General features: G+C 48.8%; 29 protein-coding genes. 13 read left to right on the top strand and 16 right to left on the bottom strand.

All coding sequences use genetic code 11. The annotated features are described in order from the left end of the window. Positions 1 to 25 precede the first annotated feature (25 nt). The 7 genes from sctV to HK25_RS00990 all read right to left on the bottom strand — a co-directional run bounded on the left by sctV (position 26) and on the right by HK25_RS00990 (position 5,828). Entirely contained in the window at positions 26 to 2,161 is a 2,136-nt protein-coding gene (gene sctV / locus HK25_RS01020) for a type III secretion system export apparatus subunit SctV (RefSeq protein ID WP_086554820.1), read from the bottom strand. Continuing rightward, complete coding sequence (locus HK25_RS01015) at positions 2,161 to 2,481, bottom strand: lipopolysaccharide assembly protein LapB (RefSeq protein ID WP_143216367.1); 321 nt, start codon at positions 2,479 to 2,481, stop codon at positions 2,161 to 2,163. Before HK25_RS01015 ends, sctV begins: the two co-directional genes overlap by 1 nt. A 4-nt stretch (positions 2,482 to 2,485) precedes the next feature. After that, positions 2,486 to 2,866, bottom strand: coding sequence for a hypothetical protein (locus HK25_RS01010; protein WP_086554822.1), 381 nt, complete (start codon positions 2,864 to 2,866; stop codon positions 2,486 to 2,488). A 38-nt stretch (positions 2,867 to 2,904) separates the two neighbouring features. Next, positions 2,905 to 3,828: an EscD/YscD/HrpQ family type III secretion system periplasmic domain-containing protein gene (locus tag HK25_RS01005; protein ID WP_158092907.1), complete on the bottom strand. Its 924-nt coding sequence runs from the start codon at positions 3,826 to 3,828 to the stop codon at positions 2,905 to 2,907. Between the two features lie 109 nt (positions 3,829 to 3,937). Next, the gene (locus HK25_RS01000; RefSeq protein WP_086554824.1) at positions 3,938 to 4,126 is read right to left on the bottom strand and encodes a hypothetical protein; all 189 of its coding nucleotides are present in this window, start codon (positions 4,124 to 4,126) and stop codon (positions 3,938 to 3,940) included. An 82-nt stretch (positions 4,127 to 4,208) separates the two neighbouring features. Next, positions 4,209 to 4,991 carry a hypothetical protein gene (locus tag HK25_RS00995; RefSeq protein ID WP_143295944.1) on the bottom strand — a complete coding sequence of 261 codons (783 nt, stop codon included), beginning with the start codon at positions 4,989 to 4,991 and terminating at the stop codon, positions 4,209 to 4,211. Positions 4,992 to 5,207: 216 nt separating this feature from the next. Continuing rightward, on the bottom strand, positions 5,208 to 5,828 hold the full coding sequence (locus HK25_RS00990; protein WP_143295943.1) for a hypothetical protein: 621 nt from the start codon (positions 5,826 to 5,828) through the stop codon (positions 5,208 to 5,210). A gap of 146 nt (positions 5,829 to 5,974) precedes the next feature. Here HK25_RS00990 and HK25_RS00985 point away from each other — a divergent pair, with 146 nt between their 5' ends. From HK25_RS00985 to HK25_RS00925, 13 genes are all read left to right on the top strand, one after another. Then, entirely contained in the window at positions 5,975 to 6,508 is a 534-nt protein-coding gene (locus HK25_RS00985) for a hypothetical protein (RefSeq protein WP_086635013.1), read from the top strand. A gap of 4 nt (positions 6,509 to 6,512) precedes the next feature. Then, positions 6,513 to 7,265: a type III secretion system inner membrane ring lipoprotein SctJ gene (gene sctJ, locus HK25_RS00980; protein ID WP_086635012.1), complete on the top strand. Its 753-nt coding sequence runs from the start codon at positions 6,513 to 6,515 to the stop codon at positions 7,263 to 7,265. 44 nt (positions 7,266 to 7,309) lie between these two features. Next, positions 7,310 to 7,882 carry a hypothetical protein gene (locus HK25_RS00975; protein ID WP_143295942.1) on the top strand — a complete coding sequence of 191 codons (573 nt, stop codon included), beginning with the start codon at positions 7,310 to 7,312 and terminating at the stop codon, positions 7,880 to 7,882. After that, positions 7,875 to 8,456 carry a type III secretion system stator protein SctL gene (sctL, locus tag HK25_RS00970; RefSeq protein WP_086635010.1) on the top strand — a complete coding sequence of 194 codons (582 nt, stop codon included), beginning with the start codon at positions 7,875 to 7,877 and terminating at the stop codon, positions 8,454 to 8,456. The genes HK25_RS00975 and sctL overlap by 8 nt, the downstream gene beginning before the upstream one ends. 6 nt (positions 8,457 to 8,462) lie before the next feature. Next, positions 8,463 to 10,166, top strand: a complete 1,704-nt coding sequence (locus HK25_RS00965; protein ID WP_086635009.1) for a FliI/YscN family ATPase — start codon at positions 8,463 to 8,465, stop codon at positions 10,164 to 10,166. Beyond that, the gene (locus HK25_RS00960; protein ID WP_086635008.1) at positions 10,142 to 10,690 is read left to right on the top strand and encodes a hypothetical protein; all 549 of its coding nucleotides are present in this window, start codon (positions 10,142 to 10,144) and stop codon (positions 10,688 to 10,690) included. The genes HK25_RS00965 and HK25_RS00960 overlap by 25 nt, the downstream gene beginning before the upstream one ends. Next, a complete protein-coding gene (locus tag HK25_RS00955) occupies positions 10,687 to 11,742 on the top strand; it encodes a FliM/FliN family flagellar motor switch protein (protein ID WP_086635007.1) in 1,056 nt (351 codons plus the stop codon). The genes HK25_RS00960 and HK25_RS00955 overlap by 4 nt, the downstream gene beginning before the upstream one ends. Then, complete coding sequence (gene sctR / locus HK25_RS00950) at positions 11,739 to 12,389, top strand: type III secretion system export apparatus subunit SctR (protein ID WP_086635006.1); 651 nt, start codon at positions 11,739 to 11,741, stop codon at positions 12,387 to 12,389. Before HK25_RS00955 ends, sctR begins: the two co-directional genes overlap by 4 nt. Before the next feature lie 24 nt (positions 12,390 to 12,413). Then, positions 12,414 to 12,686, top strand: coding sequence for an EscS/YscS/HrcS family type III secretion system export apparatus protein (locus tag HK25_RS00945; RefSeq protein ID WP_086554835.1), 273 nt, complete (start codon positions 12,414 to 12,416; stop codon positions 12,684 to 12,686). 3 nt (positions 12,687 to 12,689) lie between these two features. After that, complete coding sequence (gene sctT / locus HK25_RS00940) at positions 12,690 to 13,490, top strand: type III secretion system export apparatus subunit SctT (RefSeq protein WP_086635005.1); 801 nt, start codon at positions 12,690 to 12,692, stop codon at positions 13,488 to 13,490. Then, complete coding sequence (locus HK25_RS00935) at positions 13,487 to 14,530, top strand: EscU/YscU/HrcU family type III secretion system export apparatus switch protein (RefSeq protein ID WP_086635004.1); 1,044 nt, start codon at positions 13,487 to 13,489, stop codon at positions 14,528 to 14,530. Before sctT ends, HK25_RS00935 begins: the two co-directional genes overlap by 4 nt. A gap of 88 nt (positions 14,531 to 14,618) precedes the next feature. Further along, entirely contained in the window at positions 14,619 to 15,494 is an 876-nt protein-coding gene (locus tag HK25_RS00930; RefSeq protein WP_086635003.1) for a hypothetical protein, read from the top strand. A 119-nt stretch (positions 15,495 to 15,613) separates the two neighbouring features. Next, positions 15,614 to 16,804 (top strand): hypothetical protein, encoded by a 1,191-nt coding sequence (locus HK25_RS00925; protein ID WP_086554839.1) that lies wholly within the window; start codon positions 15,614 to 15,616, stop codon positions 16,802 to 16,804. A gap of 28 nt (positions 16,805 to 16,832) precedes the next feature. On the opposite strand, the gene HK25_RS00920 is transcribed toward HK25_RS00925, so the two are convergent. The 9 genes from HK25_RS00920 to HK25_RS00880 all read right to left on the bottom strand — a co-directional run bounded on the left by HK25_RS00920 (position 16,833) and on the right by HK25_RS00880 (position 25,308). After that, complete coding sequence (locus HK25_RS00920; protein WP_233127553.1) at positions 16,833 to 17,651, bottom strand: energy transducer TonB; 819 nt, start codon at positions 17,649 to 17,651, stop codon at positions 16,833 to 16,835. Positions 17,652 to 17,710: 59 nt separating this feature from the next. Next, positions 17,711 to 18,166, bottom strand: coding sequence for a TonB system transport protein ExbD (exbD, locus tag HK25_RS00915; RefSeq protein ID WP_086635001.1), 456 nt, complete (start codon positions 18,164 to 18,166; stop codon positions 17,711 to 17,713). Positions 18,167 to 18,171: 5 nt separating this feature from the next. Beyond that, a complete protein-coding gene (gene exbB, locus HK25_RS00910) occupies positions 18,172 to 18,891 on the bottom strand; it encodes a tonB-system energizer ExbB (RefSeq protein WP_086635000.1) in 720 nt (239 codons plus the stop codon). Between the two features lie 19 nt (positions 18,892 to 18,910). Then, positions 18,911 to 19,273, bottom strand: coding sequence for a DUF3325 family protein (locus tag HK25_RS00905; RefSeq protein ID WP_086634999.1), 363 nt, complete (start codon positions 19,271 to 19,273; stop codon positions 18,911 to 18,913). After that, positions 19,273 to 20,817, bottom strand: a complete 1,545-nt coding sequence (locus HK25_RS00900; RefSeq protein WP_086635029.1) for a PepSY domain-containing protein — start codon at positions 20,815 to 20,817, stop codon at positions 19,273 to 19,275. Before HK25_RS00900 ends, HK25_RS00905 begins: the two co-directional genes overlap by 1 nt. A 1-nt stretch (position 20,818) precedes the next feature. Further along, positions 20,819 to 21,103 carry a hypothetical protein gene (locus HK25_RS00895; protein ID WP_086634998.1) on the bottom strand — a complete coding sequence of 95 codons (285 nt, stop codon included), beginning with the start codon at positions 21,101 to 21,103 and terminating at the stop codon, positions 20,819 to 20,821. Beyond that, positions 21,103 to 23,604, bottom strand: coding sequence for a TonB-dependent receptor (locus HK25_RS00890; RefSeq protein ID WP_086634997.1), 2,502 nt, complete (start codon positions 23,602 to 23,604; stop codon positions 21,103 to 21,105). Before HK25_RS00890 ends, HK25_RS00895 begins: the two co-directional genes overlap by 1 nt. Before the next feature lie 171 nt (positions 23,605 to 23,775). Continuing rightward, positions 23,776 to 24,729 (bottom strand): FecR family protein, encoded by a 954-nt coding sequence (locus HK25_RS00885; protein ID WP_086634996.1) that lies wholly within the window; start codon positions 24,727 to 24,729, stop codon positions 23,776 to 23,778. Positions 24,730 to 24,810: 81 nt separating this feature from the next. Beyond that, positions 24,811 to 25,308 (bottom strand): RNA polymerase sigma factor, encoded by a 498-nt coding sequence (locus tag HK25_RS00880; protein ID WP_158092806.1) that lies wholly within the window; start codon positions 25,306 to 25,308, stop codon positions 24,811 to 24,813. Between the last annotated feature and the right edge of the window lie 326 nt (positions 25,309 to 25,634).

Below are 25,634 nucleotides of genomic sequence, written 5' to 3'. Positions count from 1 at the left end.
CTCCTGCCTCGTCCTTTTACCCGGGCTATTTTCCTGCAATAGCCTTGTCATTTCCAAAAAAGCCCATCCCGACAGAACCAACAGGATGAACCGGAAATTCTTCAGCCAGATCCTGATAAGAAAGTACGGCGTTATCGAAGCCGTTACGCATCAGAAACCCTCTGACAAACCGACGTGTATCCACTGAACACACCACAACTGGTTTTGTAATTTCAGTGTCTTCACCCATGTTACCCTGGGCTGCATTAAGGCAGTCACGCACTGCATCAAGCAGGTTTTGTGAGGCATCTGCCTCCAGCGCAAGAAATGCTCCTGAAGGTGCCTCACGAACAGATTTACGAATGATTTCATCTGCTTCATGCGTCATGACAACAGCAGCAATAGCCTTTTGTGCAGAGGCATAACGATGACATATCTGACGCGATAAAGCCTGGCGTACATGCTCTGTCAGTAACGGCGCTTTGCTCTCTTTCTCGCCCCACATCACAAGTGTTTCAAGTATCAGACGCATATTGCGTAATGAAACATCTTCTTCCACAAGGCGGCGCAATATTTCTGCAAGACGCTGCACCGGCACAATTTTCAGAACCTCACGCGTCAGGTCTCCATACTCTTTTTCCACGCGCTGAATAATATGTCTGGTTTCCTGTAAGCCGACGAAACGGCCAGCATGCCGGCGCATGGCCGCACGGAAGCGAAAAACTATAACCCCGACATAATCATAAAACCCGATACCTGCTGCTCTGAGACGTCCTTCTTCCGCCATAGCAACCCATACTGAAGGCCCGGACGTTAAAAGAGGCTTTCCCTCCACCCCTTCAATTCCGGCGAGATCAAGATGCACAGGGTCATCATACAGCACGAATGCATTGCGATACATTTCATGCTCTTCAATCGGGACATCTTCGAGATCAATTGAAAACCGTAAATCATCCGTATGACCAGCAGTGCGCACGCATGGAGCAGGACAACTGAAACCAAACTCTTTTTCAATGTCAGAACCAGCACGGGCCAGAAAGCGCTCAAGACGAGAGCGATCACACACAGCGGCCATCCCCGGGGTCAGGGTAATAGCCAGCAATGACGTAAACTGCTCACCGGGCTTTAATTGCCCTTCAGGAACGGATATTTCAGGAAAAATTCCATCAGCAAGCTCAGATTCATCTACAGATTTTCGTCGTGTCAGCTTATCAAAAATAGCTTTCCAGTCAGGACGACTGCCGCAAAAGAAGAGTAATGCCAGAACAAAAAATACAGATTTAGGAAAACCAGGGATGAGCCCCATTGCCAGCAATATACATGATGCGACGCGCAGCGCGCCTTTATGCGATGTCAGCTGGCCTGCCATATCACGCCCGAGGTCAAGACCATGCCCCCCGACACGGGTCACAACAATTGCCGCAGTAATTGACAACAGCAAGGCCGGAATCTGAGAAATAAGCGCGTCACCAACAGTCAGCAGTGTATATGTGTGCATGGCTTCACTGGCAGACAGGCCACGCTGTGCAATACCAATGCTAATACCCCCCACAAGGTTCACAATAATAATAATTAACCCTGCAATAGCATCGCCTTTTACAAATTTTAGCGCACCATCCATTGCACCATGTAACGCGCTTTCACTCGATAATTCGGCTCGCCTTCGCCTTGCCTCAATAGCATCGATGTCACCAGAGCGCAGATCGCTGTCAATGCTCATCTGTTTACCTGGCATGGCATCAAGCGTAAAACGTGCACCAACCTCGGCTACACGTTCAGTACCTTTTGTAACAACGATAAACTGAACAGTCGTTACAATTGCAAAAATGACCAGACCAACAACAATATTCCCCCCGATAACAAACTCGCCAAAAGTTTCGACAATCGTACCGGCATCAGCAGTCGTGAGAATAAGGCGGGTCACCGTGACCTCAAGAGCCAGGCGAAAAACTGTAGAGATCAGGATAATACCAGGCAAGGCCGTCAGATCGAGGGGGGAGCGCAGATATACTGCAACCATCAGCAGCAGAACAGATAAGCTCAAATTGCAGCCAATAAGTATATCGGCCAGAGCCGCTGGCAATGGCATGATCAGCATGCCGATAGTCAGCATAAGAACCAGAACAAGAGCCAGATCCTGACGCTGGCTCATAACACGGAAAAAAGGTGTCAGAGCCTTCATCAGCGCAGAGCCCGCGTATAACAGGCAAAAGCCGCACGGGCCTCCTCCAGGCGCCCAAGCTGATGCAACGCACGTGCCCGCAACAGAGTATGAGCATTATCAGAAACGGGCCTGATCTCTTCAAGACGGTCCAGAACGGCGAGAGCCAGCTCGCCCCGTCTGATCATTGTATAAACATGCGCCAGCATACGCAGGCTTTCGCAATCGTCAGGCTGCTGAGAAATTACCAGCAGCAGCATTGGCAAAGCCCGCCAGTTACGACCACAGCAAATATACAGATAAGCCAGAGAGACCAGAAGATCGCGCTGATCGCGCTCCATCACATTATCCGCCAATTATATTGCTGGAAGCATGAAGTAACCTGTCGAGACTGGCGATTTCATGACGTAATGTATCAAGACCGCCAGGCACAACCGGTGCCGTATTCGCATGCGAAGATATCCGTGCTTCCAGACGCCGCAAAAGAAGCCGCCTCTGCGCAGGCATCAGCACCGCGGGGTTACAAATATGCGGCATAATATGCGTAAAAACAGCGTTAATAACACTCGGCGGGTCTATGCTGTCGGTTATTTCATCCTCAGCAAAAAGCGCTTCCTGAACTGACGCAACCTCTGTTTTCAGTAAAGGATCATCACTTTGCACAGATACATCCTGCAAAGCACGATCGAGCCTGACAGAGCCTCCGCCATCAATCCTTTGAAACACATAGACCTCATATCGCTATCGCACCTCAGACTCGCAGATCAGTAACGAACGTTAATGATTTGCGAACCTTTACTCATAACTATGCGATGAGATCTGATTTCTAAAAGAGACAATCCTGTTACAATTTCTGATCCGGCTTTATAACGCTGGGCATGCACAACGATATTGGGGTTCTTCCCGGTCCATACCGCCTGCACAGGCAGGTCGGGTGGCGGACTGTCTGACCCGACAGTAACCTTAGAAATCCAGACATACTGCGTGCCAAAAGCAGAATCGAACCATTTTTCTATTGTATGAAATTTTGCCATATCCTGCGCCGGCAGAGTGCCCTCAACAGTCACAACACCTGACTCAGCACTGACTTTAAGAGCTGACAGGCGCTCGCGGGCAATGGCACTTACAACCTTTTGTCCCAGGGCCGCATCGCTTAACGTGGCCTCTCTGATCAAAGATCCGGTCCCGACATTATCAGCGCTCTGGCTGGCTGGTGGCACAAACGGCTTCTCTTTACCCATCGCGTCAGGGTGTAATGCTGCCTGACACAAAAGAATTCCCAGAACCACGGCAACCCCACCGGCAATTAACACAACCGGATTGAGCTTTTTTGTCGATCTGTTTTTTTCTGAAACCTCAGAAAACTGCGCAGACAGAGTAGAAACATCACCAACATTCTGCCTGGAGCACAGCGCAATTGTTACACCTGCAACCCTTAGACCCGCAGGTGCTCTGATCTCTCTTTTTTCATGCACCGCCAGCGGTGCATCATCAACAAAGACATCTGAACTGAGAGCTGTGACTGAAAAAATATCAGGCCCGATACGCTCTACAGACACATGCCGGGCAACAATGCCCTCATCAAGCAAGGCCATACCGGCTTCAGGGCCGGAGCCAATCACCACCGGGGCACCACTGGCAGAAATCATTTTTGCTTCAGCATGCAAGCCATTATGCACCTGTAACATAAAAGAATTTTCTGCGTTCATAACTTTACGGCAACCCCTCATCAGATGCAAAAATGGTCTGCCAGGCAGAAATATTCCCCCTTGCAGACCATTTTCTGCTTAGTGCAGATCAGTCTTTCGTGAAGGAAGACTTGGCATTGCTTTCCATTGTCTGAGCAAAGTCGTTAGCAAACGTCTGAGCGTTAGAAATTTCAGACATTTTTTCCTGCTCCTGCAGGTTTTGATCTTCCATAGCTTCAGATTCCTGCATAACCTGGCTCATTGTAGAATCTGTATTAGAAGAAATTGAACCGCTCATTCTAAACTCCATTGGACAATAAAAAAACTAAGTGAAAAATATCAGTGTGTTACTGATACCTCTTTGAACATCAGAGATTTTCTTACGAAGAAGATGAACCACCTGATTTCATTTCTGACATAAGCTGGGAGATCATAGCCGCCATTTCCTCTGCGACCCCTTCCATTTCCTGCGTGCTGCTATCGGAAGATGCTGAAGAGGCAGCTGAAGTGCTGGTGTCTGAACTTTCACCTATTGCGGCTTCAAGGTCTTTGACAGCGGAAGAGCTGTTAAACGAACCTGATTCAGCTTCACTCGCAAGGTTTTTAGCCGTTTGTGCGAGCTGTGTATTGCCTGCGTTTGAGGCTTCGGTTGCCAGTGCATTAAAGTTATTGACTTCATCCGCCCCTGACTGACCGGACTCAAGACCACTCGCAATAGAATTTACGTTGTTTGTTATTGCATCAACGCTTTTTCCCTGAATGGCCGCAGCGATGGCATTGCTGCTGCCGCCCTGCTCGTAAGTGCCATCAGAGAGGCTGTTAGCAATATTTGTCGCAACGGAAGAATCAATACCGTCGCTCTGATTGCTGGCTTCAGACGCAACAGCCCGTGCATATTCCTGCAGCGTGTTGCCGTTTGTGCCTGTTCCGTCGACCAGCTTTTTAAGCGTGGTCATATCCTGATCAAGATTACCTGTAACAGAAAGCCCGGTATCACCCACAGCTGTTGAATTAGCAGAATCCTGAGTTTCGGCCTGCTTTTCCATTAATTCAAGTAACTGAGAAAGAGCCTGCGCCATTTGCTGAGCAGTATCAGCGCTCAGGTCCTGGTCAGACGTCGTACTCCCGTCTGAATAACTACTTACGCCACTTGTCGCATCCATCGTCGTCACCATACTTTCCGACCCAGAGACTGAAACACCAGAGAGCAGGGCTAACCTGCTCTCAGGTCCGATCTTTACCCGGCAACGTTTTTAAAAAACGCTACGTGGATCGGCCATAAGCTGGAAGTAATTGACTATTCTGACCAGAACCTGACGCAGTTTTGAGATGAGTTGATTTTTGACAAAAACGGTGCGGTTTCATCAAACTGTCATTTATTACTGAGGCACCTGCTGCACTGCTCCACCACGAAAAATAGTCACTGTCTGACGAGCCGCCCTGGTTTTCAATAACTGAATGGTCTGATCAATACGCTCAAGCATACGCGGTGGCCCGAAGGCCGTAACAGCATCACCATTACTATCTTCATGAACAGAATAATGTGGTTCTAACATTTTTTTGGCATCAATAGCCCGTCTCAGCCGTGCATAGGGCACACCATCCAGTGAAAACGTATGACTGGACGCTGCTGAAGCAGGCGTGATGTATAATGTATTACCATCGTAATACCAGTCCAGGTGGTATTCGGCAGTCAGGGCATCAAGAAATGCCATCGGCGTTGCCGCTGTAAACCCTGAACGGACATTCCCTTCAACTGAGGGGTCGATAATAACCCTTAAGTCCACATCTCCGCAAAACTGAGTAATCGCCTCAGATAATGTCTGATGAAGCACAGTATACCGCCCCTGATCTGGTAACGGCATCACCTCTGCCCGGGCTGTTGTCTCAACAGTTATGACTGCTATCAGAGCCAAAAAACCAGAAAGAAACGATGGATTTTTCCACCCTTTACGCAGTGTCATCAGCCTCATCATACGCGACTTAAATTTCTGCTTCATCGCTGCACTATATACCTCAAAAAAAGTACACGACAATCATTAAGCCCTCTTTCAAGCACTATAATATCAGGTCAGGTTCAGGTCAGGTTTAGTTGTTAAAAAATCATTGTGTGCAGAAGAGAAATGCTGTCTCCGGAGCAATACGTATGACAGGACTTGCAGGATTAGATGCAACATCTCTTGCGTCACCAGCACTGAATCAGGTTTCAGATGATATATCTCAGGGAGGGGGCGCACATGGCGTCCAGCAGCTTGCTTTTACTGAAATAACACCTGAGCAGACATCATTCATTACCGGTTCTGTTACTCCGGCAGATACACTCCGCGAGCATTTTCTGAGCGGGCTGGGAAAAATAAACAGCTCTTTTACCCATCTTGATTCTCTGGCTCCTGAAATGTTGCCTGATGGTAAACAGCTTAGCCTTTCTTCATCGTCAAAATCCTCACCTTACGCTTCGGAAACACCTCTCTCATCTCTCACCTCTGCCACCGAAAAAGCACCGGGCGGAGATCATTCAAAGATCTTCGAAAAGGTCGAGCAGGAGGGAATTGCGATGTATAATGAGGCACTGAGCAGGCAGATGGCGTTTTCAAACGCTGAGTTTGAAACACATATTATTACTGTCTCTTCACAAAATATGACCTCTACCCTGAAGAGCCTGCTCACGCAGGGGGGCTGACATTATGCGCCGCTTTCAGGTCAGACTACCGGCCCTGCTTATTTTACTTTCACTCACAGGCTGTCAGACACAGCTGTACACCCATCTCTCAGAACGTGATGCCATGGAGATGACTGCCATTCTGCTCCATAACGGCATCTCTGCTGACCGGGTCATTGCAAAAGATGGCAGCTCAACCATTGAAGTGGCAGGCAGTCAGGTCGCAGATGCAGTCTCTGTTCTTCGGGCCAGTCATTATCCACGCAACGACTACGAAAGTATGGATAAAATCTTTCAGCAGCAGGGCATGATAAGCACCCCGACAGCTGAGCGCGCAAAACTATATTATGGCATCAGCCAGGAACTTGGACACACACTCAACGATATAGACGGCGTTATTGATGCCCGTGTGCATATAGCACCAGCCGTGAATGACCCTGTTACCGGTATAGATAAACCAGCGACAGCCTCAGTCGTTATACGCTATGATGCCGGCACTTCAATGACAGGGCTACTGCCCAAAATTAAGCTCATGGTCGCCAATGCAGTGCAGGACCTGGCCTATGACCGGGTTTCTGTGATCTTGCTGCCAGAAGCGTTGCCACACCTGCCTCAGGTTCAGATATCAAACCGAATGAGCCTGCCTGGTCTTCTGGGCTGGTTTTTTGCCTTGCTGTTTCCATGCGGTTATGGCGTGCATTACTGGTTACAGCGTCGCAAAAAACAAACATCTGACACAGGTTCCCAGCTCACCGTTTCACCACGTCAGACACCATGACAATGCCTGCGGCTCTGCCACCCACTGTGCAGATGATACAGAGTATGCACTCTTCTCATTTACAGCTGCGTCTGCCTGCGCTGCGCCGGGAAACTATTCTGCGCCTTCAGGCCTGCACCCGCCTGACTGGCAAACTGAGCGACCTCTTTCCTTCTGAGACGTTTCAACAGCCTCCCGCTGCACAGACAGCCTGCGAGGCACTGGCGTCGCAAACAAGTCATGTCATTATGCAGGCAGGTTATCGTATGAGCGCATTAACCTACTGGCGTGAACTTGCAAAACATGTTGATAAACACTCAGTCACACTGATTGACAGCGCTCTGGGGGCTGAGCTGCGCTTATCTGCCATACGGCTTGGCGCGCAGCTTGCCGGGCACTCTCCCTCGCCTCTTACCTCACCCCCCACATCGACCAGCCCGACAGAGCCGCAGGTTCTGATACGCACTCTTACGGATTTTGCCTACTCCTGCCTGGCACGCTGGCATATGACACTACGCGCTGAATATCGCCCCGTCGCGAGGCTCAAACTCCCTGCCACAAACCTGCCTCAGGCAGCTGCCGGGCATTTCGACCCTGTTATCCTGTATGTAGCGCAGGAGATAACAGGTCATGTCTGATAAAGTTTTTTCCCGCCTTCAGCCAGATCAGACCATTCTGCTACCCGAGCAGATGAACGCCTGGTGTGATGCAACTACTGCTTACAATGCTGCCATCAGCAACGCCAGGGCATTACTCTCTGCCGCGCAAAATGCCTATAACGAACAATGCCTGCGCGGTTATCAGGAGGGATGTGACAAAGCTGCCGGAGATATGGCGCAGCGCCTGCTGAGTGCTGATCAGGCCGTGGCAAAAATTTTACAGGACCTGGAGCAAAATCTTCCCTCGGTCATTGCAGACGTAGTGGATGATATTTTTGGCAGGCTGGATATCAGTGCTGTACTCCCCCACGCCATTCGTCATACGCTCACAAAAATCAGACAAGGCACACTTGCAACCCTCAGAGTGGCATCCGATTGTGCGGAACTTATAAGACCTGTTCTCGCAGAACTCCCCCCTCCTGGGATTCAGCTGGAAACAGACCCTTACTTACCAGCAGGCCGATGCGTTCTTGAAAGTGAGCTGGGCGTGGCAGAGCTGGGGATAAAAGCACAGCTTGCTGTTTTGCGCGATTACCTTACCACAAAATGGTAAACCGTTATGACTGACCTGCCCCTCTCCCCCGCTGAGCTGTATAATGCGCAGCCGGATATAACAGAGCCTGCACAGCTGCCGGTGCGCTCTCTTGCTACTGCACTCGAAGCTGACTTTATAAACTTACAGGCCGGATTTAAAAAAAATATTAGTGGCAGTTTAGAAAAACAGTCAGGTCAGGCAAAGCTACCTGCCGAAACGAAACAATCTGCCTCGCCGCAGCCACAGGCCGAACAATCGTATAATACCACCCCCTCTCCGCATCCTCTCCCCCACGAAGAAGCAGAAACCAGCCAAGAAAACAAAAAAAGCAACACAGCATCTTTTTTATATCAGAAAGATACTTCTCTTCCCGCGACAACCCCTTCTCCTGCCAGTACAGCCAGCCATATTATTAATCGTATAAAACAACGGCTGCCGGACCTGCGCACTCTGACAACAGACCTGAATACCCGCCCACTGCACGGACGGGTAACAGGAGCAACAGGCACTATTATTCGTGCAGTTTTGCCCAATGTTGCTATCGGCGATTTATGCCGGTTACATAATCACAACGATGACTGGTCACTTGATGCCGAGGTTGTCGGGCTGGATGGGCGGGAAGTGCTCCTGACCCCCATGGGCGAAATCTATGGCGTCTCAGCTGAAACCGAAGTTGTCACAACAGGCCGGCAGCGCCATTGTCCGGTTGGAGAACATCTGCTCGGCCGCGTGCTTGATGCATTGGGTGAGCCTGTTGATGGCCGGGGCGCTCTTCCTCCCGGTCCGTCCCGCCCTGTTTCGGCACCCCCGCCTCCTGCTATGGAGCGTCAGTCTGTTGCTCGGCCCTTACCTGTGGGATTGCGTGTTCTTGACGGGTTACTGACCTGTGGTGAAGGGCAGCGTATTGGCGTTTATGGTGAAGCCGGGGCCGGCAAATCAACCCTGATGTCTGCCATTGTTAAAGGTAGCAGCGCTGATGTTGCTGTTGTCGCCCTGGTGGGTGAGCGTGGCCGTGAAGTGCGTGAATTTATTGAACATAACCTTGGTGAGGATGGTCTGAAAAAAACGGTTCTTATCGTTTCCACCTCTGACAGACCTGCGGCTGAGCGGGTTCTCTGTGCAAAAACGGCCACAACAATCGCAGAGTATTTTCGTGACCAGGGACTGAAAGTACTTTTGTTTGTTGATAACCTTACACGCTATGCCAGGGCATTACGCGAAATTGGCCTTGCTGCGGGAGAGCCTCCTGCCCGCCGTGGTTTTCCTCCCTCCGTTTTTGCCGCGCTGCCACAGCTCATGGAGCGCACAGGTATGGGCGTGAAGGGGTCAATCACCGCTTTTTATATGGTGCTGGTTGAAGATGGCGGAGATGACCCCATAGCAGAAGAAACCCGCGGCATTCTTGATGGTCACATCATTCTCTCACGTGCTCTGGCCGCTTCAGGCCACTACCCGGCCATCGACGTCCTTTCCAGCCGTTCGCGCGTTATAAACCTCGTAACCAGTGCAGAACATATTAAGACTGCTACAAAAATACGTAGCTTATGGGCGCGTTATAAAGAAATCGAATTTCTTTTACAGGTTGGTGAATACAAAGCGGGCGGTGATCCTCTGGCAGATGAAGCCATTGCTAAAATCGATTTACTGCGCAGCTTTTTACAGCAAGACCATAATGACTATACGTCTTTCACTGAGGTGCTGGCATGGCTCAACCGTCTGCACAGCTGACAATCTATACAGCCCGGCAACTGACATTGCTACGTACGCGGCGCAGTGACCAGGCTCGTATATTATTTAAGAAAATCAGCTCAGAACTGACACACGCAGTCACCTCATACACACAGGCTCTTAACGCGCTGAAGTCGCATCAGAACGCATGGGCTGAAACACAAGACCGCATATCAGAGCAACATAAAGGGCATATCCTCAAAGGGCAGCACTTCCGTCAGGATCACGAAACACTGCAGCGTATGGCTGATCAGGCTATCCGTCTGGAGGAGAAAGCTGCGGCAGACCATAAGGCTGTTGAAAACCTGATACTGATGGCCACGCAGATACGTCATGACCTGATGATGGCTGAACAAAAAGAAAAACAGGCTCAGGATTTCGTAAAGAAAATTCAGGAAAATGAAAAAAAAGCACGATACAACCGTGATGAACAGGAACTTTCTGACCTGGTTATGGCTCGTCACAGTGCCAGTCAGACAAAAGAGCGCACAAAAAAATTAATAATGAATAAGCTTAAGTCATGACTACTGAGGCCCGGACATACCCCCTGCCTTCGGCAATACCATACCACCCTCATACACTCGGTTATAATGCCGCAGTCAGCCGCCTTTTCGGACGAAAACCGTTTATTATCCCCGCAGGAAAGACCACTTTTACCATCAGATTCAACCCTCCCGTCACACCAGAAAATGACTGGTATGCACTCGTATTTTCTACTGGTGAGGATAAAGGATTTTTCCTTCTCTCTAAGGAAAGCATGTCTGCACTGCTACACATGGCTGAGCCCTCACCTCATGCAGGCATAGAGCCAGAGGTCGCACTCCTGCTGCTTGAGCTTCTGTTTGAGAAGGCACTAAACAGCTTTGAGGAGATGAGTGGTCAGGTTGTTCATCTGTCTTATATTACCACAGCGGCAGAAGCTCTGCGACACACAGATATAAACTGCAGAACGGGTTTTCAGGCAGCATCTGACACGAACATATTATTTGAAGGCGTATTATGTTTCGAAACTGCCTTTCTGCCTTTACTGCATTCTCTGGCCCCTCCCCTGGCGGTGCATTTTCCTGACCCGCCAGTCACTCTTGCTCTGACTGTTGGCAGCGTTGCTCTGACACCCGGGCAGCTCAGCATGCTTGCGCCAGGTTTTGGCCTGGTGCTGGGGCCAGGTGACAGCATCAGCCTGAGCATCACAGCCGCAGAAGCACTAAGTGCTTCGGTTAATTACTTAAATAATAAAATTATTTTTCACAGCAACCTTTCACCTGTGACACAAAACCTGACAGCAAACAGGACTGATATGACTGATACACCCCCCTCTCCTGAAACAGACCCTTCTTCCCTCATCAGTGAAAGCACTCTTGATCAGCTTCAGATCCCTTTAACATTTGAACTGGCGCGTATAACGGTCTCACTTGCTGAGCTCAGAACAATGGGAGAAGGACATATCATTGACATTGGCCCTCTGAACGAACGGGCTGTCTCTATTATTGCGAACGGACGACGCATAGGTGAAGGAGAACTGGTGACGATCGGACAGTCAGCAGCTGTTCGCATAACCCGGATTATTACGTCATGATCAGTTCATCAAACCTTGTTACAGCACTGGTTCTGACACTTGGTTTTGGCATTCTCATTCTTGCTGTTCTGACAGTCACCTCTTTTGTAAAAATTTCTGTTGTTCTTTTTCTGCTGCGCACAGCTCTGGGTATTCAGCAGGCACCGCCCAATATCGTACTTTATGCCATTGCTCTTATGTTAACCCTTTTTATATCTGCGCCTCTGGGGCACGATATTTATAAATCACTGGCTGAATCTGACCAGAAATATGAAACGATTTCAGACTATGCTGAAGCTTATGATCATATTCAGGAGCCCATAGCACACCATCTGCTACACTTTACCCAGGCGCCTGAACGAAAATTTTTTATAAGTGCAACCAAACGATTATGGCCTGAGGATATGAGAGATAGTCTATCAGATGACTCTTTGCCAATTTTACTCCCGGCTTATCTGACAGGTGAACTTAAACGCGCTTTTGAAATTGGCTTTCTGATTTATCTGCCCTTTATTACCATTGACCTGATCGTTACTACTATTCTGATTGCTATGGGGCTTTCACAGGTCCAGCCCAATACGATCTCCGTTCCTTTAAAATTATTACTCTTTGTTCTCGCCAGTGGCTGGACCCGCCTGCTGCATGGCCTGGTGCTGAGTTATACCTGAATATGCTGAACGGAGCTCTCATAAATGGATGATGCCTCGCTCACACAGGAACTGTCATCTGCTCTTTTCCTGTTCGCCTCAATTGCAGGGCCGCCTCTGGCAGTTGCTCTCATTGTCGGGCTGGTTGTCGGGCTCATGCAGGCTGTGACACAGCTACAGGATCAGACCATGCCTCTTACTTTTAAAGTCGTGGCGGTCTGCGCCACCCTTTTGCTTATGGCCTCCACACTGTTCCCTCCTCTGCTGTCATTTACGGAACGTATTCTGAATGATTTTCCGACCATGACACGGTACTAACCTATGTCAGCGCCTGCTGATCTGATACAAAATATCATGCCATGGCTATCAGCTCTGGCTATCTCTATGTCACGGCCAGCAGGCGTAGCTGTTGTTCTGCCAGTGTTTACGCGCGCGCAGTTAGGCGGACCGGTGCGTGGTGCCATTGCCTTTGCCCTTGGGTTACCTGTTACACCATCAGTCTACGAAAAATTAACAGATACATCGCACTCTCTGATCATGCTTGGGCTCCTCAGTGCAAAAGAGCTGATGATCGGTATTATAATCGGGTTTATTCTCGGTCTGCCTGTATGGGGAGTACAATGCGCAGGTGAGATGCTGGATACACAGCGTAGTGCCACACAAGGCCAGTCGGAAGATCCTGCAAGTGGAAATCAGGATTCTATCACGGCAGGTTTTCTTGCTATGGCTGTTATTACACTTTTTGTCGTATCCGGCGGGTTAAACCTGATGGCCGGTGCCATCCTCTCATCAGAGAGCCTCTGGCCACCCACAGTTCTGAACCTGTCCCCTCAGCCTGGTGCTACGACAGTGCTCCTGACATTATTAGATCAGCTGGAGCTCATCACCCTGACAACCGGCGCCCCGGTGATGCTGGCCATGCTGCTTTGTGAATTTTCTATTATCCTGCTTATGCGGGCCATTCCTAAGCTACATCTGTATGACCTCGCACCCAATTTGCGCAACCTTGCTTTCACACTGATGATCTTTGGTTACTGCTCATGGCTGGTGGTTTATATGAAACATGACCTTGTTGCCTTACATCATGTAACAGGCACTCTGAACACACTGTTGCAGCCATGAGCGGAAGCAGCAGCGAAGAAAAAAACCTTCCTGCCTCGGCCCGAAAACTGGCGAATGAGCGCCGCAAGGGGCATATCGCCAAAGCACCCGACCTGCAGGCTGGTGTCGTAACAATTATTATGATTTGCTGGCTGGCTATCAGACACCACGCCATTGCTGCGCATATGATAATGCTGTTTGATGCGGCCGACCATTCTGTGCTGATGGATTTTACTTCAGCCAGAGCCGTTTTTTCAAAAATTATCTATACTCTCTTTCTGCAGGATGCGCTTGCTCCACTGGCTCTTTCTGTCATCAGCAGTATTTTAATTAAGCTCATCACAAATGGTGGTTTTATATTCTCCCTTGATCCGATCATACCAAAACCTGAAACTATTAACCCTGTTTCCGGGTTAAAGAATATTTTCAAAAAAAGAACTTTTATTGATCTGGGAATGTCTGTGCTGAAAACCATTTTTTTTGGTGGCACACTTGCCCTGATCATACTCAGCTCACTAAATGGCCTGATGAGAGTGCCCGAAGCCGGCGCCTCCGGATTGCCAGGAATATTATTTATGCTCCTGACACCATTATGCGCAGCCGCCTGTATTTTCTATCTGATTGCGGGTGTCACCGACCTTATAATTCAACGCTACCTGTTTATGCAGGAAATGCGTATGACCAAAACAGAAACCAAAAATGAACACAAGGAAACTCAGGGTAACCCACTCATCAGGAAACAACAAAGACGCGCTCAGATTCTGGCCCGGCGTAAGCCAGAGCATATGGGGCCGCGTCGCGCCACAGTAATGCTTTGCAACCACTCTTCTGCTATTGGTCTACGCTATAACCCACCCGATACACCGCTGCCTAAAATTGTATGCCGGGGGAACGGGGAGCAGGCTGAAATCTACCGGCAGACTGCACGTGACAGTCGTATCCCCCTCGTATGGGAGGCGGAGCTGACACGCGATCTGGCCGAAAATTTCAAACCTGGCATGACAATTACACCAGCATATTTTCAGCCTGTTGCCCGTATTTTACAAAATCTTCCGACATAAATCAGGCTGACGTCAGCTTCAGAGCTTAAAATAACCGCCAGTAAAAGCTGCATCCCCACAGGTAACACAGTATTATGATGAGGCCGGCATGAGCAATTCGATACAAACAGACCCTGCATTACAAAACCTGCTGCAGGAACTACAGGCCTATACGCAGTCCTCATCATCAGAAGCATCACCAACCAGCAGCGAGAGCAATACCAGCTCACAGCTTTCTGAAATTTTTCAGGAACTTATGAGCCTGCTGGAGAAAGGATCCTCAGGCACAACCTCCGGGTCTTCTGAAGAAACCCCAACAGCGACAACAAGCACCACACAACCATCTGAGACCACCGGTACTGCCACACCAAACAATACATCAGAACAGGATGACACCTCGGGCACCAGCGCAGGAAGTGGTGCAAATACGTTACATATTACCAATACCAGTGATCATGATGAAAAAATTGGTGAATTTCTGAACGGCGGTTCGACAACAACACCTGTTGCTGAAATTGACCTGAAACCGGGTCAGAGTGGCACACTAAAATATCAGAATGGTCAGGGAGGGTATGCTGCTGAAGCTGACTCCTCTGACACCTATCAGTCTACAGCAAGCCGGCTTGAGTTTTATGCCAGCAATAAAGGCGTTAACAGTGTTGATGTCAGCTATATTGATGGTCGTAACGCTGCAATTAAGGTATCTGACGGCAAAGGCAAAACAGCTGGCGACAGCGAAAGCATTGCCAGTGATGCACCCGCTGCTGACATAACAAAAGACGCAGGGGGGCGCGCAACTATTACCGGCTGGTATGATGGCTCAACGCAGGCTATGCAAAGCGGCGGCGCATACATGGAATCTAAACTGGGAACAGGGAATTCATACATTCACCCCGATGATGACCGTAATGCAACCGGCTCAAACCCCATGACAATGGCTGAAGATACAAGTCAGACTTACACAGCTGATTTTGGAGATGCCTGACTGCTCACCTCACGTCTGAACCTCTGACAAAACCTTACTTTCATCAGTCAGGTTAACGTCAGGGTTTCAGGTTACGCATACTATTATTCTCTGCATTTTTCTTACCAGGAGTCCACCTCATGCTGCTTGGATCTGTGGCAACCAGTTCAACTGACATTGGCACCCAGGAAGCGACAAGTGCTCTGGAGAAAAGTGGCAGCAGTAAGTCTGGTAAAAACACGGCTTATAATACTGACCTTGAAAAAGGCATGGACACCGTTGAACAAAATGATCCTGCATTATTTGCAAAAATTATGACAGCAGGAGAGTCAGGAAACGGGAATAACCTGGCGAAAGATGAGCTTGAGGCCTATCAGGAAGGTGATCTGACCAAAAGTCAGGCCATTGATGCTGTCTCTGGTGCGCAGTCACTTGCCAATAAAAATGGCGGGGGACGAATTAACAAGCATATCAGGGCAGAAGCTAAAGAAATTTTAGGCGGAAATTATATTAAAGGCGGCCAGACACGTGCCGGACACGATATTCTGAAATTTCTCGAAGCGTCTTCCCCTCTCGCTCAGTTAATCAAAGGTATTAAAGAAAAAACCTCTGACGGCGTAGCAAAAGACACTGTTCTTGATGCCGGAAGCACCGCCCTGAGCCAGGGTACACAACAGGCTATGTCTGACCTCAAAGAAACCGACCCTTATCTTGCTCAGCAATTTTCTAAAGATGCCAAAGCAAAAAATGGAAATGCTATGGCTGAAGATCTTGAAATTGCGGGAGAAGAATCAGCTCAGACCGGCAGCACATTCTCTGATGCCGATGCCGCAATGCTTGGTAGCCAGATAGGAGTATTAGGCAAAGGAAAAGTTTCCAGGCAGGATGCCGCTATGTTTCAGGCAGAATTTGGTGAAGGGACCATCGACCGGGGTAGCACCAGAGGATCAAAAGCATGGAACAAAATAGAAAACGGCATGGCAAGCTTTATGTCTTCAATTGTCTCCCCTGTAACTAATGGCGTTGGTATGGTTGACCAGTTTGCTAAGGGGCACATCAAACAAGGGTTTGAAGATATGGGCGAAATGGTTGAGGGAACCCTCAGTGACGCTGCACTGATTGTTGTACCCGGGGCAGGTGCTGAAATTGATGCTGCTGAAGGGGCAGCAGAAATTGGTGAAACTGCTGCAAGCGCTGCAACCAAAGAAAGTGCCTCAATTACAGACACGCTGAAAAATGCTGGTTCTGATGCTCTTAACACAGCCTCTTCCGTTGCTGATAAAGTAGATTATGGAACAAATCTATACAGTATGACGCAGGGTAACAGCTAAGATCTTATAAAAAGACCTGGCTAAAGTCTCAGTCTTCATGAATGTAAAACTCAACCGGCACCGTTAGTGTTACAATGTCGCCTTCAATACTGTCGGGCGGAACAGGAAGAGGTTGCGCGCGTTTTGGCAAAGCCAGGGCCTCCTGATCAAGTAATGAATTGCCTGAACTACTGGCCAGAGCAACTGTCAGAATGTGTCCTTTACGGTCCATTGAAAAAGTGACAGTCGGCACGCCTTCCTGATGGTCAAGCATGGCTTCAGACGGGTAGCGTTTAAATTTTTCAAGCTGAGCCAGCAAAGCGTTTTGCCATTTTACAGGATCATGAGCTGCATGAGAGGATGACACACCAGGTGTTGGGGCGGCCATGGCCTGTGCTTCAGGTGCCTGCGTTGCCGGAGGAGCAGTAGTAACCTCTGCCTGATCAGGTTTTTCAGGTGCAGGGTGTTTAATTTTTGGTGCGACCTCGTGTTTTTTAATATTCTTTTTTACTTTACCAGGCTTGGGTAACAAAACTGGCGGAGACACTGCGGGAGAAGGCGGTGCCGAAATATCAGGTTTTTCTTCAGGAACCGGTTCAGCTGAGGTGAGTGTCTGCTGCGGGCCGGGCGGAACATCCGTTGGGGGTGCGATAACAGATACAGGCTCAGGCGCCAGGTCAATCGCAATAGCTGGTGGCGGTGCCTCAGGTACAGAAGAGATCTTTATCGGGGGCAAATGTAGTGCCCACCAGCCAGCTAACCCTGTCAGGGTAAAAACAATCAGGCAGGATGTCCCCCAGCGCAGCGCATCGTAGCGCTGTGTACGCAAACGCTGATTACGCTGAACATCTTCAAAAGAAGGTAACACAGACTGTGTTACCGCTCGGATCGCAGCTGACTGACAGCTGTGGCCTTCTTTTTTTATCATCACGGCGTAATACCTGTTGAGGTGCTGGCCTCACTCCCCTGTTCCTGACCCTGCAGGTTAACCAGGGCAACTTTAAGATAACCAGCAGCACGCAGTTTATTCATAACACTCATGAGGGTGCCATAATCTACCGCTTTGTCAGCCCGCAAAAAAACTCTCTGATCTTTATTTCCTTTTGTAACAGCTGACATTTCACTGGAAAGAGTTTCAGAGGTTATACTTTTCTCGCCCAGAGCCAGAGAATGATCCACCTGAATTGTCAGAAATACCGGCTCTTCAGGGCGGGGTGTTGGTGCCTCAGAGGAAGAGGGCAGATCAACAGGAATATCGACCGTTGTCAGCGGGGCTGTAACCATAAAAATAACCAGCAAAACGAGCATCACATCAATAAAAGGCGTGACGTTGATCTCATTCACTTCATGCGGGTTCTCATCTGTATGACGTATACGGATCATTATGATTATTCTCCGGCTATACGTGTGCCAAATGATAGTACTTTATCATTGTTGCGCAGAGCCTGTGCCCGCCCCTGATCACGCGATACCAGACGCATAACCAGGGCTGTGATGTCCGCTACCTGTGCCCGGCATGAGGCTGTCTGACGCGCCAGATAATTGTAAATAATAACAGCAGGAATAGCTGCCACAAGCCCGAGTGCCGTCGCCAGAAGTGCCTCGGCAATACCAGGAGCGACAACAGCAAGGCTGGTTGCTTTACTGGCTGCAATACCAGTGAAAGACGTCATAATACCCCACACAGTGCCAAACAAACCGATAAAAGGTGAGGTTGCGCCAATGGTGGCCAGCAAACCCGTGCCGCGCATCAGGCGGCGGCCTTCTGCGGCTTCAAGACGTTCAAGGTGAAGAACAATTCGTTCTTTCAGCCCCTCACTGTCACAGGGAATATCCTGAGAGCGTTCACGTTCGGTTCTTGCCGCCATGACCAGAGTATAAGGTAACCCGGTATTGCGTACATAGTCTTCGCCCATATCAAGTGTATGCGCACCTTCAAGAGTTTTTTCCGCATGGTGCAGTTTTCGTCTGACATTAAAAAGCTCGGCTGATTTCGCCAGAAAGGTGATCCATGTCAGCAATGAGGCCAGTGTCAGCAACATGATAACGCTACGGACAACAGGTCCGGCGTTGAGAAACATGTCCCACGGCGAAAAAGAAACAGGCATAATAAAACTCCGGTTTTGGTTAGTCAGGAGATTTTCCAGGACCCGCCAATGGCATGAGAGGAAGAAGAGAATGTGACATCAGGCGAGCCAGCGGCACGAGCAGGCGCGGCCACCATCCTAAAACAAGAGCAACACAACAGACTGAAACAGAAAGAAGCCCGGCCCAGAGCAAAAATCCAAACCCGCCGCCCTCGCGGCATATAAATGCTGTTAGTGTAAAAACCAGAATGCAAACCGAGAGTATTCTGATGTGCACAGTGCGCTGTGGTGCCAGCTCTTTCACGTCGGTTGTACGGCGGTGTGAAAGCTGTGTCAGTGCCGACAATGCACAGGCAAGAAACAGTAAAACTGCCAGTATTATATACAAAATACATGACATCATCAGACTGCCACCAATGGTTTGGAGTGTATTTCATTTCGCACCCGGCGGGATAACCTGCGTGCAGCAAAAAAAGCCATAAATGAAGTGAACAGCAGCATGCTATCCATTCCTGCTACTGGCCAGAGATAACGGTGCGAGAGCGTATGCAGCAGATGGTCGCTGGTAGTAAGCCAGTTAAGCAGCACCGCACATAAGGCCAGAACTGAAATTGCACTGACCTGAAGCATCCATGCACGTTTTGGCCATAACCACCCCTGAAGAAAGGTTATAAGCCAGACGAGATAAAACCCTCTGACTTCAAGTGCTGACCGTGTCAGACCATAATATTGCGCATCAGCGGGAAGAATTCGGTTTATTATAAAAAAAGCAAGTGTAGAAATTATAATTCCGGCAACAGACCCTAACGTTATGCCTTTAACCAGGCGAAAGCCGGGAGAAGCACTCTGTTTTTTTTGACGGGCCTCCATCCAGAACAGAAAGCCGGTTGCGATGAGAACACAACTGCCTGACCCAGATATAAAGTACAACCATCGTAAGCCCCAGTGGTGAAACTGTATGAGGTGAAGCCCGCTTAAAAAACGCTGAGTTTTAAGCGCCGGGCCAGGAAGGGGTGCATGAGAAACAAGCTGACCGGTTGTCGCATCAAAGGCAATAACATCGCGGTCAGATGTAACCTGTTTTTCGGTACTGTGAAAAAAAGCAATACGCCCTGTTGTCTGACCCGGATTAACGACCAGCACCATATGTGGGTCTGCTTTACCCCACAGGGCAGAGGCCTGAGCTGCAGCCATATCGAGCGAGACAACAGGAGCCCCGGGCTTACCCGGTTTTACCGGAAAGAAGGAGAGACCATTGGCATCGTAAAAATAATCACGCGGGTTTTTATATACAGCCTCAATCCCCGCCGGAAAAAAGGTGGAGCCCAGAATAAGCAGCCCTGAGAACGTCAGAATAATATGAAATGGCAACCCCAGAACACCTGTCAGGTTATGCAGGTCGAGCAGTAAGCGGCCTGGTCTCTTCTGAGGGCGGAACGTAAAGAATTCTGCAAATATCTTACGGTGGATAATAACCCCGGTCATGCAGAGCACCAGCATAGCCACAGAAGCAAGCCCTACAAGCCACTCCCCCAGATGCATAAACTGAAGTTCGAGCGTGTAGTGAAAGGGAAAAAAGAAACCAGTTGCCCCCAGTGTGCCTGTTTGTGGTAATATTTGTCCTGTATCGGGGTTAATAACCTGGCTGATCATTTTTTTACCTGCCCGGTAGTGTGTTTCGATATAGGGCTGGCGATCGTCTGGCATGACCGCGTTCCAAAAAGTTGCTTTACTGGCAATGGCGTCATTAAGCGAGGTGCGAACACTGTCAAAAGAAAGAGGGTGTGAAGTCAGAGGCAGGCGGGTTTCTGGTTTCATCCAGAGATCAATTTCGCGGTCAAAAACTGAAAGTGTTCCCATCCAGAATACAGCAAACAAAATGCTGCCGAGCACCACGCCGGTCCAGGTGTGCAGCCATTGCATGGAGCGACGAAAATCCGGTTCCATCTCAGCCTCCATGCCCATGATGTAAAGACAGGCGGTGAGCTGTGTTAATCAGCACAAAAAAAACAAAAAATGGCAACCACAGGTTACGGACAGCAAAAACCCATAATATAAAGAAAAGATATGTAATAAAAACACACATCATGCCAAATGAAACGGCCTCAGCCCGTGGCAGACCAAGGCTTATCAAAAACCGGTCAGAAAAAACAAAGACTGATGAGGCTGCAAAATAGCCCCCGAACAAAGCGAGGGTCGTTCTGCCAGCAATAACTATGCCGGGATGTTTCATCAGAAGTCCGCCGTAACAGCAAAACGGAAAGTTCTGGGAATGCTGAGTGAGAGGTAGTTGGCACCACTGGCGTTCCAGTATCTGGCATTTGTGACATTATCGACATTGAGGGCAAAGGTGAGTTTTCCATCTCTCACAGCCGGATTTTTCATGGCATAACGAGCACCTAAATCAAGCCTTACCCAGCCGGGTATGCGCCGGCGATTCGATGTCGCATTTTCAATATACTCTGAACTCGTATACATAATGTCAGATGTAACGGCCGCTCCTTTGACAAAGGGAATATCGTAGTCAAATCCCATATTAAAATTAACTGTGGCAGTATTTGATGCACGCATACCATCATAAGTACCACCTTGTGTTTTGGTAAGAATGGGGTTGAGCAGCATCACACCACCTGTTGCTCTCAGGCCATGCAGGATCTCCCCTGCAATATTAAGCTCCAGGCCGCGGTTACGCTGTTTGCCGTTAACAGACATAATGTTAGTTTTAAGGTCATAGACAGTGCTGGGCTGAGTTATCTGAAAAACATCGGCACTGACAATAAATCTTTTAAGGTCATATTTTGCACCAACTTCATATTGTGTGGATTTATAGGGTGCAAAAATTTCACCGGCATTTGCATAATTTGTTCCCACAACAGAGCCTTGCTGAAGACCCTGAATCCAGTTTCCGTAAATGGAAAGATTTTTCATAGGTTTAAACACTGCCAGAACAGAAGGGCTGATGGCCGTTCTGTCATAACGGCTGGTTGCCACACCTGTTGTTGTGTTAAAGCTCGCACTTTGAACTCGCTGCACCCGCAAACCCGCTGTCACCTGAATACGCTTACTGAGCGCAGAGAGTGTGTCGACAAAAGCAAGACTTGACAAAGTAGATGTGCCACTTTTGGGAGAGCTTTTGGGAACAGAGACATCACGGTTCAGAAGGAATTTATTTTTTCCTCCATAAATATTAACGTCATATGCTGAAATATCGCTGTTTGATCCAAAAATACGCCCCATAGTAAGATCGAGGCGATTTGCTGAAAAAGCGAGATCCTGTGTTACAGGGCCACTTTTTACCTGTCCGCGCACACCGAGGTCAGCAGTCAGGTAACGACCACTTTGTACAATACCAACCGGAACGGCCCCTTTACCATTGCCCTGAGCATCGTTCACAACAATCTGCTGAGAATAGGCTCCTCTGTATTCATAATCATGAACGCCAACACTTCCATAGGCGGTTATATTTCGAAAAATATCAACTTCACCACGAAAAACACCGAAATAGTCATTGCCTGAGAAATAACTCCAGGGGAGGTGAAAGTTTCTTTTAACCTTTCCGGCATCGGGAACAGAGACACCTTTCCCCAAAGAGTAATATGGCAGAACACCATCAATTTCGCGGTGCTGATACCCAAAATCAGCTGAGAGACGAACACGGTGCAGGCGCAGGTCAACGCCCGTAGCCACTAAAGCTGTTTTTTGTGAGTTATACGGAACAGAAGTCGGCCCGGAGCGGATCATGCCATTAAGACGCACACCAAGCTGCTTTTTTTTACCAAAACGCCTGCCAAGATCGGCATGACCACCAAATTGTGCATTAGAAGTATAATCAGCCTCAATTCTGGTCATTGGTTTGTCATGAGCCCGTTTTGGCACAATGTTGACAACACCGCCCACAGCACCACCCGGTGACATACCATTAAGCAAAGCTGCAGGGCCGCGCAGAACTTCGATACGCTCAGCCAGTTCAGAAGTAATGCCACTAAATGGCATCAGGCCATACAGCCCACCATAAGACATATCGACATCATCAAGCGTAAACCCACGGATCTGTATGCGTTCAACGCCGGCTGTGCCGGTTGAGAAAATAGCCCGAACGGAAGGGTCATCTTTCAGTGCATCACGTACGCTTCTGATTTGTCGTTTTTCAATAAATTCTGCTGTATAGCTGGTCGAGTTAAACGGGGTGTCCATAACATCACGATTACCAAGCATACCCAGCTGGCCACCGCGGGCAATTTCTCCACCAGGAAGGACAGGAGGAAGGTTACCAATCATCGCTGTTGAGGGGACGGCGACGCGAGAGATACCGCCTACGCGGACAGGCCCCAGCATGATACCTGATGACTGCTTTAAAATAGAAATATGGTTACCTGTACGGGAAAATGTATATCCGCTGCCTGCCAGAATACGCGACATGGCTTCGTCAGGGGTCATAGTGCCCGACACGGCCTCGGCCTTTAAGTTTTTAACCTTTTGCATATCATAGAAAATTTGCAGACTAGCCTTACGGCTCAGAGCAAGCAAAGACTCATTGAGCGGGCCTGCCGGGATATTAATTGTTATGGCCTGCTGTGCCGCGGCACCCTGAAGAGGAGCGCTTTGTGCACAGGTTTGAGAAGCTGAACCAAGAGCCCAGGAAAAAGACAGCACTGTGCCCGACATGAGCGTATAAACAACTGCTCTGTAATTTTTGCCACACGCGGTCGGTATGCGCGTCTTTTCAAAGCTCATTTTCTTCTTACTCCATAAGACGCTTCGTCACAGTTGCAAATGATTTGCATTATTGTATGGAGTAAGACGTCTGAGCTGCACAGACACAGTAAGATTTTTTATATTTTTATTTTTACTCTTTATTTACAGCTAGTTAAATAATAGCGCTCATGCTCTGGAAACTGACTTCTTTTAATAAAGAAGTGTAACCAGACGCCCGACTGAGACAACTTTCAGGTGTAGTTCCTGACTAATTGTGATTAATGCATTATCGACATCAGCGCAGGCAAAAACACCGCTGACACGGCGCTGCATAACGCCTGGTTTAAACACCATAATGCGCCCATGGCTGTAATGATTTAGCCGGTTAATAACATTGACTAATGGTTCATTATCAAAAATGACCTGACCATGACGCCAGGCTGTCAGCTTTGATAGCTCTGCGTTGTATGTGTCAGTCAGCCCGCCTGGGCCATAATGCACCCCCTGCCCCTCCGCAACGATCAGAGACTGTGTCAGGCCACTCTGTTTGTTTACGGTGACGCGCACTTTATGCTCAGTAACGGTCGTATCAACATCATCCCCGTCACGCGCAACCATAAACTGTGTACCCAGGGCCGTTGATGTGCCAGAGGCAGCTTCTACAATGAAAGGTCTTCGTTCTTCCCCGGCTACAGGTGCTACAGTGAAATAAGCTTCGCCTTTGACCAGAACAACGCGGCGCTCACCATCGGTATAACGAATGTTAAGGGCTGCACGGCTATCCAGCTCTGCAATGCTGCCGTCTGTCAGATGAATAGTGCGGATCTGACCAGATCCGGTGGTATAATCAGCCAGCCAGGAGGAGGGATCAAACCAGCCCAGGTGAAAGCTGAGTGCGAATATGCCAAGCCCTGCAAGGCCTGTTGTTGCAACATACCCTGCTGCACGGCGGGCTTTAACCTGTTTTTTCCGCCCGCCGGCATCAAACCCTGACCATAAAGCTGAGGCACGCTGAAACGCTTGCTGATGCAGTGGAGACGCTGCCATCCAGGCTTTGAAAGACTGTTGGTCCTGAGAAGTAAATTTATCTCCGCCCTGGCGAATAACCCACTCTGCCGCTTCAGTATCAATTCTGATTTGCTGGTTATCCGCAGCGTCAGTCATAAACCGGCCTTTTGTTCGTCATGAAGCCACTACAGATAAGACGTTGCAGATCAGATAAAAGAGTAAAACAAATCATACAAATTAACGTGGCAAACGTAACAGCAGATGCCGGAGAGCGGCTGAGAGGTGTTTTTGCACAGTGCTTTCAGAAACATTAAGCTGTGTTGCTACAGCACGATATTTTAAACCACCCACCCGATTCAGTACAAAAATTTTTCTGGTAACGGGAGGTAGCTCATCAAGTAATGCAGCAATTTGTCGAATTCTTTCTCTTGCCGCAGCAATATCATCAGCTGCTGGCTGGTCTTCAGCAATGTGAGCAAGCTCTTCGGCTGGCATGCAAACTGTCTGGCGGCGGCGCACAGAACGTACATGATCGATAATAAGGTTGCGTAATGTGCTGTAGAGAAAAGCCCGACAGGATTCAGCAGGAAGAGAGTCGCCGTGTTCTATAAAGCGAATAAAGGTTTGTTGTACAAAATCAGCGGCCAGGTCCCGGTCATTGAGCTGCCTGCCCACATAGTCAGCCAGCTCGTGCCTATGGCTTATAAACAGCCTGCTAATACGTAACCTGTCCACTTTTTGCAGATACCCGCCTTATGTCATAACGGGCGCAATAATAACATAAATGATAATCATTCGCAATTATGAGACTAAAAATATGTTCTCAGCTCGGAAAAAACCCTTTAATTTATCTTACAGGCACAGCACGGCTTTTAGGCTCATGACCTGTTAATATTATCACGGCGTGTCGTCAGGTAAGCAAAATAATCATTACGGCTAACTGAAAGGCTGCAAGAACAGCGGAACTCAGTTTGCTTGCAGCATTGGGGAGTTTAAACTACGGCGTGTCGTCAGTTAAGCACTGAGCATGTGCCGTGAGGGTTGTACTTTCTGTCGCCCTG

The sequence above is a fragment of the Acetobacter sp. DsW_059 genome (assembly GCF_002153695.1).
Lineage (GTDB): Bacteria > Pseudomonadota > Alphaproteobacteria > Acetobacterales > Acetobacteraceae > Acetobacter > Acetobacter thailandicus.
Note: the sequence above shows the minus strand (reverse complement) of the source record. Positions and strands in the feature narration are given on the sequence as shown.

Bases quoted from the DNA above. Each gene is read 5' to 3' on its own strand.
- sctV (WP_086554820.1), bottom strand. From the start codon at position 2,161: ATGAAGGCTCTGACACCTTTTTTCCGTGTTATGAGCCAGCGTCAGGAT.
- HK25_RS01015 (WP_143216367.1), bottom strand. From the start codon at position 2,481: ATGGAGCGCGATCAGCGCGATCTTCTGGTCTCTCTGGCTTATCTGTAT.
- HK25_RS01000 (WP_086554824.1), bottom strand. From the start codon at position 4,126: ATGAGCGGTTCAATTTCTTCTAATACAGATTCTACAATGAGCCAGGTT.
- sctJ (WP_086635012.1), top strand. From the start codon at position 6,513: ATGCGCCGCTTTCAGGTCAGACTACCGGCCCTGCTTATTTTACTTTCA.
- HK25_RS00905 (WP_086634999.1), bottom strand. From the start codon at position 19,273: ATGATGTCATGTATTTTGTATATAATACTGGCAGTTTTACTGTTTCTT.
- HK25_RS00975 (WP_143295942.1), top strand. From the start codon at position 7,310: ATGCACTCTTCTCATTTACAGCTGCGTCTGCCTGCGCTGCGCCGGGAA.
- HK25_RS00945 (WP_086554835.1), top strand. From the start codon at position 12,414: ATGGATGATGCCTCGCTCACACAGGAACTGTCATCTGCTCTTTTCCTG.
- HK25_RS00930 (WP_086635003.1), top strand. From the start codon at position 14,619: ATGAGCAATTCGATACAAACAGACCCTGCATTACAAAACCTGCTGCAG.
- HK25_RS00890 (WP_086634997.1), bottom strand. From the start codon at position 23,604: ATGAGCTTTGAAAAGACGCGCATACCGACCGCGTGTGGCAAAAATTAC.
- HK25_RS00965 (WP_086635009.1), top strand. From the start codon at position 8,463: ATGACTGACCTGCCCCTCTCCCCCGCTGAGCTGTATAATGCGCAGCCG.
- exbD (WP_086635001.1), bottom strand. From the start codon at position 18,166: ATGATCCGTATACGTCATACAGATGAGAACCCGCATGAAGTGAATGAG.
- sctL (WP_086635010.1), top strand. From the start codon at position 7,875: ATGTCTGATAAAGTTTTTTCCCGCCTTCAGCCAGATCAGACCATTCTG.
- sctR (WP_086635006.1), top strand. From the start codon at position 11,739: ATGATCAGTTCATCAAACCTTGTTACAGCACTGGTTCTGACACTTGGT.
- HK25_RS00885 (WP_086634996.1), bottom strand. From the start codon at position 24,729: ATGACTGACGCTGCGGATAACCAGCAAATCAGAATTGATACTGAAGCG.
- HK25_RS00960 (WP_086635008.1), top strand. From the start codon at position 10,142: ATGGCTCAACCGTCTGCACAGCTGACAATCTATACAGCCCGGCAACTG.
- sctT (WP_086635005.1), top strand. From the start codon at position 12,690: ATGTCAGCGCCTGCTGATCTGATACAAAATATCATGCCATGGCTATCA.
- HK25_RS00995 (WP_143295944.1), bottom strand. From the start codon at position 4,991: ATGGATGCGACAAGTGGCGTAAGTAGTTATTCAGACGGGAGTACGACG.
- HK25_RS00985 (WP_086635013.1), top strand. From the start codon at position 5,975: ATGACAGGACTTGCAGGATTAGATGCAACATCTCTTGCGTCACCAGCA.
- HK25_RS00925 (WP_086554839.1), top strand. From the start codon at position 15,614: ATGCTGCTTGGATCTGTGGCAACCAGTTCAACTGACATTGGCACCCAG.
- HK25_RS00955 (WP_086635007.1), top strand. From the start codon at position 10,687: ATGACTACTGAGGCCCGGACATACCCCCTGCCTTCGGCAATACCATAC.
- HK25_RS01005 (WP_158092907.1), bottom strand. From the start codon at position 3,828: ATGTTACAGGTGCATAATGGCTTGCATGCTGAAGCAAAAATGATTTCT.
- HK25_RS00990 (WP_143295943.1), bottom strand. From the start codon at position 5,828: ATGAAGCAGAAATTTAAGTCGCGTATGATGAGGCTGATGACACTGCGT.
- HK25_RS00895 (WP_086634998.1), bottom strand. From the start codon at position 21,103: ATGAAACATCCCGGCATAGTTATTGCTGGCAGAACGACCCTCGCTTTG.
- exbB (WP_086635000.1), bottom strand. From the start codon at position 18,891: ATGCCTGTTTCTTTTTCGCCGTGGGACATGTTTCTCAACGCCGGACCT.
- HK25_RS00935 (WP_086635004.1), top strand. From the start codon at position 13,487: ATGAGCGGAAGCAGCAGCGAAGAAAAAAACCTTCCTGCCTCGGCCCGA.
- HK25_RS00900 (WP_086635029.1), bottom strand. From the start codon at position 20,817: ATGGAACCGGATTTTCGTCGCTCCATGCAATGGCTGCACACCTGGACC.